The sequence below is a fragment of the Pseudomonas laurylsulfatiphila genome, from assembly GCF_002934665.1.
In the GTDB taxonomy this organism is placed as follows: domain Bacteria; phylum Pseudomonadota; class Gammaproteobacteria; order Pseudomonadales; family Pseudomonadaceae; genus Aquipseudomonas; species Aquipseudomonas laurylsulfatiphila.
On sequence record NZ_NIRS01000001.1, the window covers coordinates 1,268,703 to 1,284,296 of the forward strand.

The window sequence follows — 15,594 nt, forward strand, 5'->3', positions numbered from 1 at the left end:
CAAAGTTGGTGTCGCGTGTTTCATTTTTTACCCCTCGCGTCCAGCCGAATCCGGCAAACCCTGCCGTCTCCATGATGTCCGGGACGACAGCTGTTACGGGTGACTGAGGGTGGTGCAACAAATGAGCCATTACCCTGGGGCGAAGAAAAAGCTCAGATTAATGAACAGGCTGTTTCAGAATGTTTCAAACGGGAAAAAGCGTGAAGGGGGAAAATTCCTCAACTTTGGTGGTAAGTGCCCGGTTGGGTGGGTGTAATGCCCCATTTATGGAGAGAGTGGCGGCGCTGTTGCACCGGCCGCTTTTAACAGGGTCTGCCTGCCCGCGCAGCCTGGCGGACTTTGCTGATCCGGCTTGATGCGATGCTACGGGAGGGCCACCCATGGAGGTGCCGGACAGCCTGTTGCAGACCGTCACCACCACAGTTGGCTAATCAGGGTTTACGCGCAATGATCACCTGGCTCTTGGCTACCACGGCATCCAGCGCCTGCTTGATCTGTGTACCCCGTGGCGAAGCCAGGATCGCCTGCCAGGTGTCCGCCCAGTGGTTGAGCAACGGATGGTCCGGGTTGCTGAAGTCGACCTTGGCTTCCCAGAACAGCAGCATCCACATCGACCAGTAGAATCCATACTGGCTGTGGCTGATCACTTCCAGGCCGGCATCGCTGACCATGGCCTTGAACTGCGCTTCGCTGATGATGCGAATGTGGTTGGGCTTCTGGAAATATTCGGCCGCGGCGATGTCTTTCTGCAGGTCTTCGGAGCTGGGGTGCGGGACGCTCAGCAGGTACAACGCACCCGGCTTACCGACGCGCACCAGTTCCGCGAGGAACTGGGCCGGATCGTCCACATGCTCGATGACCTCGGTCGACACCACCCGCGTGGCGGTCGCATCGGCAATCGGCAGCGGGTTGCAGTCGGTGACGTGGCATTCGACGTCGCGGGCCGGTGTATCGATCAGGCGCTGACGGGTCGCTTCGACCTTGGCCGCGTCGATATCGGCGATGATGATTTTCGCCCCGCGCATCCCGCAGAAATGCACGTTGCCGCCGTCGCCACAGCCCACATCCAGCAGTGTGTCCTCGGGGGTCACCGGGAAACCGCTGAACAGTTCGCCGGTCTGCTGATTGAACCAGCCGCTGAGCATGGCGTCATGCAGGCCGAGCATATAGGGGTCGACCTTCTCCGCCACGGGTGGCGCAGGCGCAATCTCTGGCTGCACAGGCGCGGGCGTGCCCGCCGTGAGTTTCTTCAAAAGGCTCAGCATGAGGTGGCTCCAGAGGATGAGACGGCTGTTCGGGAGGTGCCCAGGCGTTTGACCAGCGAGGCGCCGCGGTTGCGCATGGGCATTTCGATGTAGCGATAGTTGAGTTCGCTCAGCAGCACGATCAGGCCGCCAGCCATCAGCAACATCAGTATCGGATGGCCAGCCGGGCTGGGCAGCCCGGCAGCCTGTAAACGGAAAATGAATTCACGTACCAGCAAGTAGGCCGGGATATGGATCAGATAAATCCCGTAGGAACGGCTGCCGACCCACGTCATCAGGTGCTTGAACACGCCGCGCGGCAACAGGTAATCGCGGTTGTAGGAAGCGATCCAGACCAGCACTGCGCACAGCACCGCGATCACACCGATCCGGTATTGGGTGAAGGTAAAGCGATCCATGGCCATGTAGCTGAGCAGCAGCGACACCGTGATCAGTGCGGCGACACCCGCCCATGGACGACGCAGGAAAGTCGGCTCCCAGCGCAGGTACGACGGTTGCGTACTCCACATCGCCAACAGCACGCCAAGGGCCAGCGCATCGGTGCGCACCACCATCAGGATCGGCGTACGCAAGGTGAACAACTGCACCGCAACCAACGCCAGCAAAAGCCACACAAGGTGTTTGCGAAACAGCACGATCATCAGCGGGAACAGCAGATAGAACTGCTCTTCCAGCGACAGGCTCCAGTACACGAAACTGGTGCCATATTCGTAGCGATAGAAACTGTCGGCAAAGCGGAAATTGGCGTACTGCGCGACGCCGGCCAGGGTCGCCTGAATGTTCGCGTGCAGGGTGCCAAAGGCGCCGGAGCGGTTGAGAAAGAGACACGCCAGCAACATCAGCGCCAGCCACAACCAGGCCGACGGCAGCAATCGAAAGGCCCGGCGCAACCAGAAATTGCGCGTCTGTTGCCAATACTCCCGGCGCGTTGTGCAGCGGCGCATGGCCGGGATCAGGCTGCGGGCAATAACGAAGCCCGAGATCGCGAAAAACAGATCCACGCCCCACCACGGCTGGCTGTACAGCGTGATGGTCTGCAGCAAGGGCACAGCCGCCGCGAACAGGCTGTCCTGCAGGTGATGAAACAGCACACCAAGCACCGCTATGCCACGCAACAGCTCGATGTCCATGATCCGTTTTTCGTTGCTCATGCGCCCTCCTGGACATGAGGCTTTCGAGCAATGATCACCTGGCTCTTGGGCATGAACCGGTCCAGCATCTGCTTGATCGCCAACCCGTCGGGCTGTGCCAGCAAGTCCTGCCAGGTTTTCGCCCAGCTCTCCATCAGCGGCGGGTACGGCGCCTGGATCCGGTCGCGAACCGCACCACCCAGGTCGCGCCCGGCGGCCCGTTCACTGGCCCAGAAAAAAATCATGCCCATGACCCAGAAAAACCCGGTGGCCTGGCGATGTTCGATGACCAGGCCTGCGTCCTCCACCAGCGCGGCGAACCGCTCGGGGGTGAAAATCTGCACATGATTGGGCGATTGAAAGTAGCTGGCCGGGGCGATGCCTTTCTGCAAATGCTCGCCCACCGGAGACGGTACGCTCAGCAGGTACTGCGCGCCGGGGCGGCCCATGCGCACCAGTTCGGCCATGAAGGATTCCGGCTGGTCGATATGCTCGAGCACTTCCATGCACACGACTTTGCTCGCGCAACCATCGGCTAGCGGCAGCGGCAAACTGTTGCTGACCAGCCCCAGGTTCGGTTGGTCCGACTGTGCCGCCACTTGCCGGGCAAGCTCGCGGACTTTGTCGTGTTCACTGTCGGTGAAGATCACCGAAGCGCCTTGACGCACCGCAAACAAGGTCGCCACGCCTTCGCCACAGCCGACATCCAGCAAGGTGTCGTCGGCGGTGATGGCAAACCCTTTGAGCAGTTCGCCGCTGTCACCCGAAAACCAGCCGTCATGCATTGCATCGTGCAAACCCACGTCTCTTGGCGACACGCGGGATTGCTCGACCGGCAATGGCGCAGGCCGGGGCTCGGGTTTCGTCTCTGGAAAGAAACGTCTGACCAATGCGCGAATCATGCCTCGGGGGTTTCCACGACACGGTTCTCGAACAGGTGCTCGAAAAATGTCTCAAGCCGCTGTTCGGCAGTGGCCTGGCTGCAGAATTTCCTGAGGCTGGCCACTGCGTGCGCGGACATCTGTGCATAACGCTCGGGATCATCCTTGGCCACGTCATAGCTTGATTGGTAAGCCCTGCACAACGACGCCCAATTGGTGACATAGCGCAGGGTACGAAACGCTCTGCGCGGGTCATGTGGCCAGGCCGTCAGCTCATCGGTGGAGTCAATCAGGAATGCATTTTCGGCATCCAGATAATCGATCATCGCCGTGGTCCGTGGTGCCACCGCCGGTTTACCACAGGACATGAACTCCATCAGCGGAAGACATTGACCCTCGCCGTAGGACGTGTTGACCACGTAACTCGTGGCTTGCACCAGCTGCTCATAGTCCGCGTCAGCCAGATAGCCGTAAATCAGCACGACCCGGCAGCGGTAAGACTGGTTTTTGTACAAGTGGTGAAGGATGTCGGTCAGCGCTTCTTCAGCATTGTGGTGCGTCAATTTGAGCACCAGCGTTGCGTCGTCCACCTCGCGAAACGTCACGCAAAAGGCACTGAGCATGTCTTCCCAATTCTTGCGCCCATCACTGGGGTTGAACACCGAGGTGTAAATCACGCCGTCGAGGACCAACTCGTGTTCTCTCGGCGGGGCCTGGAAATCAATACCCACGCCTTCGCGAGTTGCCACGGGGCCGAAGGCGCGCAAGTCGAGTTCGCGGCTGTCTGCCAGCAACCCCTTGAGCGTCAACCGCACCTGACTGGCCAAGGGCTGACGCTTCAAGTGGGCGCCACGCTCGGAAAACCGGTCCCATACCGGGGCCGGTACCGCGATGATCGGATAGTCGGCACCCATCGCCTCGCGCACCGCATTCACGGTGTAGCTGGAATGTGTAATCGCCGCACCCGCTGCGCGCAACACCGTGCGCCAGTCATTGAGCGGGTCACCGGCAAAGGGTTCGTTGGGGATGGTGCTGAATTCCCACGCGAACACCGGCAGCGTCGGGCAGGTGAAATTGACCGGCGTACGATGAGGCGGTGAGAACGACAGGAACACGCACGCTTCACCACGGGACAAGGCGTCCGTGTACAAGGCATCGACTTCGGTCTGGGGGTCGCTGACTTCTACCACTCGCCCCAGCCGCTCCAGCACAGGTCGGTACTCCTTGAGCACGAAGTAATAGCTGTACTCCGAACGGCCAAGGTTCCGGGCAATGGTGTGCTGGTTGGTTTCCGAATGAATGATGATCAGCATGGGGCGTTATCCGTCACGATGGCTGGCGGCAAAGACTGTGGTGCCAGCCCGAAAAAATCCGCCATGCGTTTCTGCACCGGGGCGAAAGCGCAGTAATCGTGCATGCGCTCGATGGCGGCGAGGGACATGCGCTGATACTCCAGCGGTTGTTCCTTGGCCAGACGGTAACTGTTTTCGTAAGCGGTTTTCAGCGAACCCCAATCCGGCCGGTAACGCAGGGTGCGGTAGATGATACGAGTGTCCTGCGGCCAGATAGTCAGTTCTTCGCTGGACTTGACCACAAACGCCACACGCTCATCGATGTAGTCCTCCATGGCCGTGTGATCCGGGGCAATCACCGGTTTGCCGCTGGCCATGAACTCCATCAGCGGCAGGCACAGCCCTTCGCAGCGCGAGGCATTGACGTAGTAACTGGCGGCTTCGTACAGCCGGGCGTATTGCGGGTCGTCCAGGTAGCCGTGCATGACCACCACCCGACAGGCGAACGGCGAAAGCTGGGCGAGCAACGTCATCAGTTCGTCGTGGTAGGACGACAGATCACTTTGGGTAATCTTCAGCACCAGCGTCGCGTCAGACGTTTCGCGAAACGCCCAGCAGAATGCGGTGATCAGTTGATGCCAGTTCTTGCGCCCGTCACGCGGGTTGAACACGGTGACGTACACCACACCGTCAACCTGTGTTTCGACCTGGGCGGTGGTGTCCGGCCACTGTCGCGGTTCTGGCTCGGGTACTGCAATCGTCTGCGGGCCGGCGATGGCCGGCAACCAGTCAGCGAGACGCTCATGGGCGGCTTGCGACAACAGGTCGCGAACCCCTTCCCAATACCACTGGCTTAGAAAATGAGTGCGATGCACCGGGACCGGCAGCGATTTACCTTTGTCCAGGCGCCACATACGCAGGTAATGGCGAGCAATCACAAAGCGGCGCTTGAGCGTCAGCGGCGGTGGCTTCAATGCCTCAAGCTCGGCCTCGAGCGCCGCCAGTTCTTCGGCGGTCGGCACGACGGGGATCAGTGCATCGGCGTTCAGCCCGAGTGTGCGCGTATCGAAGATGCAACCCTTGATGTCCAGGGTCGAGCCGGCGCTGATCGGGACGCTGGTTTGGCGACTACGAATGTCGGCGAAGTTTTCCCACAACGGCGTCGGCAGCACCAGCACCGGGAAATCTTCGCCCATGGCCCGACGAATCGCCCGGGCGGTATGACTGGAAAGCGTGATCACCCGGCCCTGGCGCGCGAGCATTTGTGTCCAGTCCTGGCGCGGGTCGTTATCCCATTGCTCATCGGGAATCGAATCAAACTCCCAGGCCACCACGCAGATCGTCGGGCACTCAAGGTCGTTCGGGGTTTTCTGCGGTGGCGTAAACGACAGGAACAGACTGTCTTCGCCGGCGGCCAATAATTTTTTGTAGAGCGGATCGACCTCGGCGGTGGAGGACACCACATGCACTCGCCCAAGGCTTTCGAGCACAGGGCGATAGGCCTTGAGCACGAAGTAGTAACTGTATTCGGGACGACCGAGGCTCTGGCTGATGGAGCTGTCGTTGATGTCCGAGTAAAGAATGAAATTCATGGCATCCCACGGTGACGCCGCCATCCCGGCAGCCTCACGCTATGACGGGGAGGACAGGGTTCGAGCCAGTGTTTGCTGGCGCTCGTCCATCATTTTCCTGCCCGTCTTCGTTCTTGTTTTAGTAGTCAGTTTCTCGCAGTTTCGAAGCGACGCTGCCGAACCCTGGGTAATCGTGACGAGGGGCATTCTAAACACATCCATCGAGGGTTCGTGAACCGCCTGGCGAGAATAATTCAGGCTACGCTGAGGAGAACTGATCAGTCACGATTGGACTTGTTGAAATTGCCGAGCAAATGGCACAGATTGGCTACCAAACAACTACAACAAACATTTCACCCGTCGTTCGAGCGATCATGTCGCTCGCAAGTTTTTCCATGGAGCCTGTGGAAAATGGATGAAATGCATGACCAAGGGGTCGCTGTTTGAAAAAACGTCTGTTTGTCACGGGTCTGAGCGGATTCGTAGGACAACACATCCAATCGCGTTTGCAGGCTGACACCTCGGAATGGGAGCTGCTGCCGGTTCCTTGTCGCTACGATCTTGCTGCGCCGGACAGCCTTGAAGGCTTGTGGCCGCAAATGCCCGACGCGGTGATCCACCTGGCCGGCCAGACGTTCGTCCCGGAGGCCTTTCGTGATCCGGCCGGCACCCTGAACATCAATCTGCTGGGCACCCTGAACCTGCTGCAAGCCCTCAAGGCGCGCGGGTTCACCGGTACGTTTCTGTACGTCAGCTCCGGTGATGTCTATGGCCAGGTCGCTGAAGGGCATCTACCCATCACTGAATTGCACCCCCCCTGCCCGCGCAACCCCTACGCCGTGAGCAAACTGTCGGCCGAGTTCCTGAGTCTGCAATGGGGCCTGAGCGAAGGTTGGCCCGTACTGGTCGCCCGTCCGTTCAACCATATCGGCAGCGGGCAGAAGGACAGCTTCGTCATCGCCAGCGCCGCCCGTCAGATCTGCCGGATCAAGCAAGGCCTGCAAGCGCCACAATTGGAGGTCGGGGACATCGACGTCACGCGCGACTTCCTCGATGTCGCGGACGTGGTCTCGGCCTACCTGGCCTTGCTGGAAAAAGGCACACCGGGGCAGGTCTACAACATTTGCTCGGGACGCGAGCAGAGCATTCGCAGTTTGATCGAACAATTGGCAGATCTTGCCCAGGTCGACCTGCAACTGGTCCAGGACCCTGCGCGACTCCGCCGCGCGGATCAGCGTCGGGTGTGTGGCAGCCCTGACAGGCTGGCCCAGATCACCGGATGGAAGTCTGAAATCACAACACAACAATCCCTGCGGGCGATCCTGTCCGACTGGGAGAAGCGAGTACGACAAGTATGACTAAAAGTGCATTGATCACGGGGATCACCGGCCAGGATGGCGCCTATCTGGCCAAACTGCTGCTCGACAAGGGTTACAAAGTCCACGGTCTGGTCGCGCGTCGCAGCAGCGACTCGCGCTGGCGCCTGCGCGAGATGGGGGTCGAGGCGGACATCGTCTACCTGGATGGCGACATGGCCGATGCCTGTTCAGTGCAACGCGCGGTGATCAAGTCGGCGCCGGACGAGGTCTACAACCTCGCCGCGCAAAGCTTTGTCGCGGCCTCCTGGGATCAACCGGTGACCACCGGCATCGTCGACGGACTGGGCGTTACCCACCTGCTCGAAGCGATCCGCCAGTTCAGTCCGCACACGCGTTTCTATCAGGCGTCCACCAGCGAAATGTTCGGCCTGATCCAGGCCGAACAGCAGGACGAGAACACGCCGTTCTATCCGCGCAGCCCTTATGGCGTGGCCAAGCTGTATGGCCACTGGATTACCGTGAACTACCGCGAAAGTTTCAACCTGCACGCCAGCAGCGGGATTCTGTTCAACCATGAATCACCGCTGCGCGGCATCGAGTTCGTCACTCGCAAAGTCACCGACGCCGCCGCCCGGATCAAACAGGGCAAGCAGCAGGAACTGCGCCTGGGCAACATCGACGCCAAGCGCGACTGGGGTTTTGCCGGCGACTACGTCGAAGCCATGTGGCTGATGCTGCAACAGGACAAACCCGACGACTTCGTGGTGGCCACCGGCGTGACCACCACCGTGCGCGAGATGTGTCGGATCGCCTTCGATCATGTGGGCCTGAACTACCGCGACTACGTGAAGATCGACCCGGCGTTCTTCCGCCCGGCCGAAGTGGAAGTGCTGCTCGGCAACCCGGCCAAGGCCCAGCGTGTGCTGGGCTGGAAACCAAAAACCGACCTGGATACCTTGATCCGCATGATGATGGATGCGGACATGAAACGCGTCGCCAAGGAGTAGGCCATGCTGATTCCCGTGATTCTCTCCGGCGGTGCCGGGACAAGGTTGTGGCCGGTGTCGCGTGAAGGCCATCCCAAACCGTTCATGGCCTTGCCTGACGGCCAGTCGCTGCTGGGCAAGACCTATCGGCGTGCCGCCGACCTGCTCGACGGCTGGGGCGATATCGTCACGGTGACCAACCGCGAGTACTACTTCCAGAGCAAGGATCACTTTCGGGACGCGCACCTGGGCCGTCATCGCGGGCACTTCCTGCTCGAGCCAACGGGGCGCAATACGGCGCCGGCGATTGCCGCCGCCGCCCTCTCGCTCCAGGCCCTGCATGGTGACGACGCGATCATGCTGGTCATGCCGGCCGACCATCTGATCGTCAATGTCGAGGCACTGAAGGACGCGGTCGAGCATGCCGTGACATTGGCCAGGAGCGGTCACCTGGTGACCTTCGGTGTGGTGCCGAGCGCTCCGGAAACCGGTTTTGGCTACATTGAAGCCGGCACACCACTGGACGACAGGGGCGCTGCCAGCGTGCGGCGCTTCGTCGAAAAACCCGACCTGCAAACCGCGACGCATTACGTAGAAAGCGGCAACTTCCTGTGGAACTCCGGGATGTTCTGCTTCTCGGTCGCCACCCTGCTGGCCGAACTGCAAACCCACGCTCCCACGTTGCTGGAGCAGACGCAAACCTGCATGGCCGCCAGCGCTGCGGTGGAAAACGCCGGTAGCGTGCAACAGGAACTGTCACCGGCGCTGTTTGGCGAAATCATGGACATTTCCATCGACTACGCGTTGATGGAGCGCTCCGACAAGGTGGTCGTCGTGCCCGCCCGTTTCGACTGGAGCGACATCGGCTCCTGGGGGGCGGTGGCCGCGCTGGTACCGGCGGATGCACAGAACAACCGCGCCGTCGGCGAAGCGATTTTCATCGACAGCCACAACAACTTTGTCCAGAGCGACAACCGCCTGGTAGCGACCGTGGGCGTGGATAACCTGATCATCGTCGACACCGCCGACGCGGTGCTGGTGGCCCACGCCGACCGCGCCCAGGATGTGCGCCGGGTGGCCAGGCAACTCAAGGACAAAGAGCACGAGGCCTATCGCCTGCACCGTACGGTCAGCCGGCCATGGGGCACCTACACCGTGCTCGAGGAGGGTCCGCGCTTCAAGATCAAACGTATCGTGGTCAAGCCCGGCGCCAAGCTGTCATTGCAGATGCACCACCATCGCAATGAACACTGGGTGGTGGTCGAAGGCATGGCCAAGGTCACCAACAACGGCACCGGCACGCACCTGGTGGCCAAGAACGAATCGACCTTCATTGCCGCCGGTCACAAGCATCGCCTGGAGAATCCCGGCGTGATCGACCTTGTGATCATCGAAGTGCAAAGCGGCGAATACCTGGGAGAGGACGACATCGTCCGCTTCGAAGACCAATACGGCAGGACAGTTTGAATGCTGCTTTCTTTGTACCGCTCGCTGTGGAGTTACCGGGGTTTCATCCTCGGTAGCGTCAAGCGAGAGTTCCAGGCGCGTTATCGCAATTCACTGTTCGGTGCCTTGTGGACCGTGCTCAACCCGCTGTCGATGATCATCGTCTACACCGTGATCTTTTCCCACATCATGCGTGCCCGTTTGCCTGGGGTGGATGACGGCTTGGCTTACAGCGTCTACCTCTGTGCCGGATTGCTGACGTGGGGTTTGTTCGCAGAAATCACCGTCCGCAGTCAGAACATGTTTCTGGACAACGCCAACCTGCTTAAAAAAATCAGCTTCCCGCGGATCTGCCTGCCGGTCATCGTGCTGTTCAACGCCGGCATCAACTTCGCGATCATCATCGGCCTGTTCCTCGGCTTTCTGTTGCTCACCGGGCGACTGCCGGGCATGGCGCTGCTGGCGCTCATTCCTCTGCTCGCGTTACAGGTGATGTTTTGTGCCGGGTTGGGGATGATTCTTGGCGTACTGAATGTGTTCTTTCGCGATGTCGGGCAATTTTTCGCCATTTGCCTGCAATTCTGGTTCTGGCTGACGCCGATCGTGTACCCGATGAGTATTCTGCCCGATTGGGTGCAGCGCCTGCTGCAACTCAACCCTCTGACCAACCTGATGTCCAGCTACCAGAACCTGTTTCTTTACGATCAATGGCCCGTCTGGAGTTCGCTGCTGCCGATCATGGTCGCCAGTGTCTTGTTCTTCGTCATCGGACTGCGCCTGTTTCGACAGCGGGTCGGCGAAATGGTGGATGAACTCTGATGGGACACATACGCGTCACCGGCCTGGGCAAGGCCTATAAACAGTACCCTACCCGCTGGAGTCGACTGGCCGAGTGGCTGATCCCGTTTTCGCCGATCCGTCATCGCCAGCATTGGGTGCTACAAGACGTGACTTTCCAGATTGCCCCCGGAGAATCGGTGGGCATCGTCGGGGTCAACGGCGCCGGCAAAAGCACCTTGTTGAAGATGATCACCGGCACCACCCAACCCACCTGCGGCACCATTGAGCTCGAAGGCCGCGTCGCCGCCCTGCTGGAACTGGGCATGGGTTTTCATGCGGACTTCACCGGCCGGCAGAATGCGGTCATGGCCGGACAATTGCTGGGCATGCAGGTCGAAGAAATAGAAGCATTGATGCCGGAAATCGAACGTTTCGCGGAAATTGGCGACGCCATCGACCACCCGGTGCGCACCTATTCCAGCGGCATGCAAATGCGTCTGGCGTTCAGCGTGGCCACTGCACGACGCCCGGACATTTTGATCGTCGACGAAGCACTGTCGGTGGGCGACGCCTACTTCCAGCACAAAAGCTTCGACCGCATCCGCAGCTTTCGCAAAGCCGGCACCACGCTGTTGATCGTCTCCCATGACCGCTCGGCGATTCAGTCCATCTGCGACTCGGCGATCCTCCTGGAAAACGGCCACATGGCCATGCACGACACCCCCGAGGCCGTCATGGATTACTACAACGCCCTGCTCGCCGAGCGAGAAGGACAGACCGTGCGCCAGGAAATGCTCTCTGGCGGTCAGGTGAGTACCATTTCGGGAACGGGTGAGGCCAGGATTCTGAACGTGCGTCTGCTCGACAAACATGAGCGGTCCATCGACGCCGCCGAAGTCGGCCAGCCGGTGGTGCTGGAGGTGAATGTCGAAGTTTGCCAGGACATCGAGCGGCTGGTGCTGGGCTTCATGATCAAGGATCGCCTGGGCCAGGCCATGTACGGCATCAACACCCATCGCCAGGATCAGGCGCTGACCGATCTGCAGGCTGGCGAGCGCGTGACCTACCGCTTTGCTTTCGTCATGGGGCTGGGCAAGGGTAACTATTCCGTGGCGTTGAGCTTGTCACGCCTGGATTCGCACCTGGACCGCAACTTCGAGTGGCGCGATTACGGGTTGGTGTTCCATGTGATCAACAACCGCCAGGAAGATTTTGTCGGCTGCTCGTGGCTGGCCGCGAAGACCACCGTCACGCGCTCGAGCGCGCCGGTCACCTCGGGGAGTACGCCATGACCCGTCTTTTGGTGGAATGCACCCACGTATTCCAACACCCCAAGGTCAATTCGGGCATTCAGCGGGTAGTGCGCAACGTCGTCAACCAGCTACCGGAATCGCTCGACGGTGTTGAATGCATTCCGGTGGTGATGCTCAAGGGCAAACTCTATCGGGTACTGAAACTCGGCGCGCTGAACATTCCGTTTTTCGATCAGTTGATGATGTTCGGCGGGAGACTTGGCCGGCTGGCACATCGTTTCTGGCAAGGGTACCAGCGGCTCGACCAACGTTTGACATCGCGGTTCGCCCGACGCGTGGTGTACGTGGTTTATCGACTGACAGCACTGACCTGCTTCAGCGTGCCGTTGCGCCTGATCGACCAGCTCGATCAGTATCAACTGCCCAAACGTTGCGCACCGTTGCAGCATCAACCGGGGGATCAACTGGTGTTGCTGGACTCGTCCTGGCACACCGACTTTTTCCCGTTTGCCGAACAGCTCAAACGCGAAGGCGTGGGCATCGTTTCAGTGATCTACGACCTGATTCCCCTGACTCACCCGCAGTTTTACGACACACGACTGGTGCAGGTGTTCAACGAGTGGTTCGACTGGATCACCCGGACCGCCGATGGCTACGTGGCCATTTCCGCCACGGTGCGTGACCAGGTGCGAGAGGAGGTTCAGCAGCGCCTGGGCACTGCCAGGGCCAACCAGTTGTGGTTCGATTATTTTCACCTGGGTTCCGAACTCGATCTGAGGGAAGTCACCGCCGCCGTGGAACCGCGTCTTGCCCGGCTGTTCGAGACGCCGGAACCTGTATTCCTGATGGTCAGTACCATCGAACCGCGCAAAAACCACGACTACCTGCTGGACGCTTTCGAGCTGGCCTGGGCGGCGGGCTCCAGGGCCCGGCTGTGTATCGCCGGTCGAGTCGGCTGGAAATGCGACGCCCTGCTCGCCCGGGTACGCAATCACCCGCAACTGAACCAACGACTGTTCATGTTCAATGACCTGAGCGACACCAGCCTCGAACATGCCTACACCCACGCCAGTTCACTGGTGTTTCCGTCTTTTGTGGAAGGCTTCGGCTTGCCACTGGTAGAAGCCATGCAGCGTGGACTACCGGCCATGGGCAGCGACATTGCGGTCTTTCGTGAAATCGGCGGCGAGTTCATGGCGTATTTCGACCTGGCCGAGCCACAAAGCCTGGCTGATCTGGTCGTTCGTTTCGAGAGCAGCGGTCAATTCCCGGCCCCTCGCGACGTCGCAGACTGGCGCTGGATCGGCTGGCGTGAGGCCAGTGCGCAACTGGCTGAACGCACCCTGCGCAATCTTGTAGACGTGCCGCTCATGGAAGAGAGGCAACATGCGAATTGCCCTTAACGCGCGGATTCTCCAGGCGCCACGTACCGGCATCGGCCACTACGTCGCCGAACTGGCGAACGCCCTGGCGGGTGAACCGGATGTTGAGCTGGCGCTGTTTCATGGCTGGGGCTGGAGTTCTGTGCTGCCTGAGGCGGCCATGCCCGGTTATTCCCGGCTGACACCTTTGCTACGGCAGATTCCGGGGGCCTATCAGGCCCGACGGTGGCTGGAACAGAAACGCTTCGATCAAGGTCGCGCGCAGGCTATCGACCTCTACCACGAACCAAGCTTGTGGCCGCTGTCGTTCGATGGCCCGACCGTCATCACCCTGCATGACCTGACGCACCTGCACTACCCCGAAACGCAGCCGCCCGCGCGCTTGCGAGAAATCGAACGGCGCGTGACCGAGGGCGTGCAGCGGGCGAGCCTGATACTGACCGACTCGCAATACATTGCCGACGAAGCCCAGGCACATTTCGGGCTACCGGCCGAGCAGTTTGTCGTCGCGCCGCTGGGCGTAGCCGGACGTTTTCACCCTCGCCCCCCCGAGGCCATCGATACTGTACTGAAGGCTCATGGCGTCGAGGTGCGGGAATACTTCCTCTGTGTCGGCACCCTGGAGCCGCGCAAGAATCTGTCCCTGGCCCTGCGCGCCCACGCCCGATTGCCGGAATCAGTCCGTCAGCGTTTTCCATTGCTGATCGTCGGCATGGCCGGCTGGCAGCGCGAGCAGTTCAGTGAAGAATTGCAGCAGGCCCTGGCTTGCGGTTACGTCTGCTTGCTGGGCTATCTGCCTGATGAGCACGTTGCAAAGCTGTTGGCGGGAGCACGGGCATTGATTTTTCCGTCGATTTACGAAGGTTTTGGCCTGCCGGTGCTGGAGGCCATGGCCTGCGGCACGCCGGTCATTTTGACTCGACGCTCGGCCATGCCCGAAGTGGCAGGCCCTGCGGGCAACTATATTGAACCTGATGATCCCGACGGCTTGCGCGATGCAATGAACCGTCTGATCGAGGATCTAGCGCATTGGCAGGCATGCCGAGAAGCCGGATTGCTACAGGCCAGGCTTTTTACCTGGGAGCGCTGTGCACAAGTCACGGCCAGCGCCTATCGCCAGGCCATGGGAGATTGAATGCGAGTTCTTCATTTTTTCAAGACGTACCTGCCTGATTCGGTCGGCGGGATCGAACAAGTGATTTTCCAGTTGTGCGAAAGCGGTGCCCTGCACGGCGTTGAAGGCAAGGTGCTGACACTCAGTGCCGACCCGACACCGCCGGTGATGCAGATCGCTCAACATGAAGTCCATCGAGCCCGGCTCGACATTCAGTTCGCCTCCACCGGGTTTTCCTGGAGCGTCTTCAAACAGTTTCGCGAGCTGGCGGCCGAGGCCGACGTGGTCAATTACCACTTTCCATGGCCGTTCATGGACCTGGTGCATTTCGCCAGCGGCCTGAAAAAACCCAGCGTGGTGACGTATCACTCGGACATTATCCGCCAGAAAAACCTGCTCAAACTATACCGACCGCTGATGAATCGCTTTCTGCACAGCGCCGACCGGATCGTCGCTGCATCGCCCAATTACCTGCACACCAGTGATGTGTTGCAACAGTTTCAGCACAAGACCCGAGTGATCCCCTATGGACTGAACAAGGCAGGTTACCCAGAGCCTGACAGTGATCGAACGGCCCACTGGCGGCAGAAGCTTGGCGACAAGTTCTTTCTGTTTGTGGGTGTAATGCGCTACTACAAAGGTTTGCACATCCTGCTCGACGCCCTGAAAGACCTGGATTACCCGACAGTGATTGTCGGTGCCGGCCCACTCGAAGCAGAGCTTCATGCCCAGGCGGCCGCCTTGGGTTTACGCAATGTTCACTTCCTCGGGCGTCTGGGAGACGAGGACAAAGTGGCGCTGCTGCAACTGAGCTACGCCATCGTGTTCCCGTCGCACCTGCGCTCCGAAGCCTTCGGCATTTCACTGCTGGAAGGCGCGATGTATGGCAAACCGATGATCTCCAGTGAGATTGGCACGGGCACCAGTTACATCAACATCCATAACGAAACCGGGCTGGTGGTGCCGCCCAGTGATCCACTGGCGTTTCGTGAGGCGATGCGCACGCTTTGGGAAAACCCGGTGCTGGCGGCACAAATGGGCGAGAAGGCGCAGGCCCGCTATCAGACTTTGTTTACGGCGGACGAAATGGGTCGCAAATGGGCGGCGTTGTATGAGGAACTGCTGGAAGAAAAAAACCTCGCCTACGCATGACGCTTTTTTGCCGGATCCGACTG

At 60.0% G+C, this 15,594-nt stretch carries 13 protein-coding genes; 8 read left to right on the forward strand and 5 right to left on the reverse strand.

Annotated features, from left to right (window positions below; all coding sequences use genetic code 11):
* Nucleotides 1-431: 431 nt before the first annotated feature.
* The 5 genes from CD175_RS05735 to CD175_RS05755 are packed head-to-tail and all read right to left on the reverse strand — an operon-like array spanning nucleotide 432 to nucleotide 6,160.
* Complete coding sequence (locus CD175_RS05735) at nucleotides 432-1,265, reverse strand: class I SAM-dependent methyltransferase (RefSeq protein ID WP_104448030.1); 834 nt, start codon at nucleotides 1,263-1,265, stop codon at nucleotides 432-434.
* Complete coding sequence (locus tag CD175_RS05740) at nucleotides 1,259-2,416, reverse strand: acyltransferase family protein (protein ID WP_104448031.1); 1,158 nt, start codon at nucleotides 2,414-2,416, stop codon at nucleotides 1,259-1,261. Before CD175_RS05740 ends, CD175_RS05735 begins: the two co-directional genes overlap by 7 nt.
* Complete coding sequence (locus tag CD175_RS05745; RefSeq protein ID WP_104448032.1) at nucleotides 2,413-3,297, reverse strand: class I SAM-dependent methyltransferase; 885 nt, start codon at nucleotides 3,295-3,297, stop codon at nucleotides 2,413-2,415. The genes CD175_RS05740 and CD175_RS05745 overlap by 4 nt, the downstream gene beginning before the upstream one ends.
* Complete coding sequence (locus CD175_RS05750) at nucleotides 3,294-4,589, reverse strand: glycosyltransferase (RefSeq protein ID WP_104448033.1); 1,296 nt, start codon at nucleotides 4,587-4,589, stop codon at nucleotides 3,294-3,296. Before CD175_RS05750 ends, CD175_RS05745 begins: the two co-directional genes overlap by 4 nt.
* Nucleotides 4,583-6,160 (reverse strand): glycosyltransferase, encoded by a 1,578-nt coding sequence (locus CD175_RS05755; protein WP_240628898.1) that lies wholly within the window; start codon nucleotides 6,158-6,160, stop codon nucleotides 4,583-4,585. The genes CD175_RS05750 and CD175_RS05755 overlap by 7 nt, the downstream gene beginning before the upstream one ends.
* Nucleotides 6,161-6,582: 422 nt before the next feature.
* Between CD175_RS05755 and CD175_RS05760 the strand changes: the two genes are divergently transcribed.
* Genes CD175_RS05760 through CD175_RS05795 form a run of 8 tightly spaced genes read left to right on the forward strand, consistent with a single transcriptional unit; the run spans nucleotide 6,583 to nucleotide 15,571 of the window.
* Nucleotides 6,583-7,497 (forward strand): GDP-mannose 4,6-dehydratase, encoded by a 915-nt coding sequence (locus tag CD175_RS05760; RefSeq protein WP_104448035.1) that lies wholly within the window; start codon nucleotides 6,583-6,585, stop codon nucleotides 7,495-7,497.
* Nucleotides 7,494-8,465, forward strand: a complete 972-nt coding sequence (gene gmd / locus CD175_RS05765; RefSeq protein ID WP_007988274.1) for a GDP-mannose 4,6-dehydratase — start codon at nucleotides 7,494-7,496, stop codon at nucleotides 8,463-8,465. The genes CD175_RS05760 and gmd overlap by 4 nt, the downstream gene beginning before the upstream one ends.
* Nucleotides 8,466-8,468: 3 nt before the next feature.
* Entirely contained in the window at nucleotides 8,469-9,911 is a 1,443-nt protein-coding gene (locus tag CD175_RS05770; protein ID WP_104448036.1) for a mannose-1-phosphate guanylyltransferase/mannose-6-phosphate isomerase, read from the forward strand.
* The gene (locus tag CD175_RS05775) at nucleotides 9,912-10,709 is read left to right on the forward strand and encodes an ABC transporter permease (RefSeq protein ID WP_104448037.1); all 798 of its coding nucleotides are present in this window, start codon (nucleotides 9,912-9,914) and stop codon (nucleotides 10,707-10,709) included.
* Nucleotides 10,709-11,962 (forward strand): ABC transporter ATP-binding protein, encoded by a 1,254-nt coding sequence (locus CD175_RS05780; RefSeq protein ID WP_104448038.1) that lies wholly within the window; start codon nucleotides 10,709-10,711, stop codon nucleotides 11,960-11,962. The genes CD175_RS05775 and CD175_RS05780 overlap by 1 nt, the downstream gene beginning before the upstream one ends.
* Nucleotides 11,959-13,326, forward strand: coding sequence for a glycosyltransferase family 4 protein (locus CD175_RS05785; RefSeq protein ID WP_104448039.1), 1,368 nt, complete (start codon nucleotides 11,959-11,961; stop codon nucleotides 13,324-13,326). The genes CD175_RS05780 and CD175_RS05785 overlap by 4 nt, the downstream gene beginning before the upstream one ends.
* On the forward strand, nucleotides 13,310-14,440 hold the full coding sequence (locus tag CD175_RS05790) for a glycosyltransferase family 4 protein (RefSeq protein WP_104448040.1): 1,131 nt from the start codon (nucleotides 13,310-13,312) through the stop codon (nucleotides 14,438-14,440). The genes CD175_RS05785 and CD175_RS05790 overlap by 17 nt, the downstream gene beginning before the upstream one ends.
* Entirely contained in the window at nucleotides 14,441-15,571 is a 1,131-nt protein-coding gene (locus CD175_RS05795; protein ID WP_104448041.1) for a glycosyltransferase family 4 protein, read from the forward strand.
* Nucleotides 15,572-15,594: the final 23 nt, after the last annotated feature.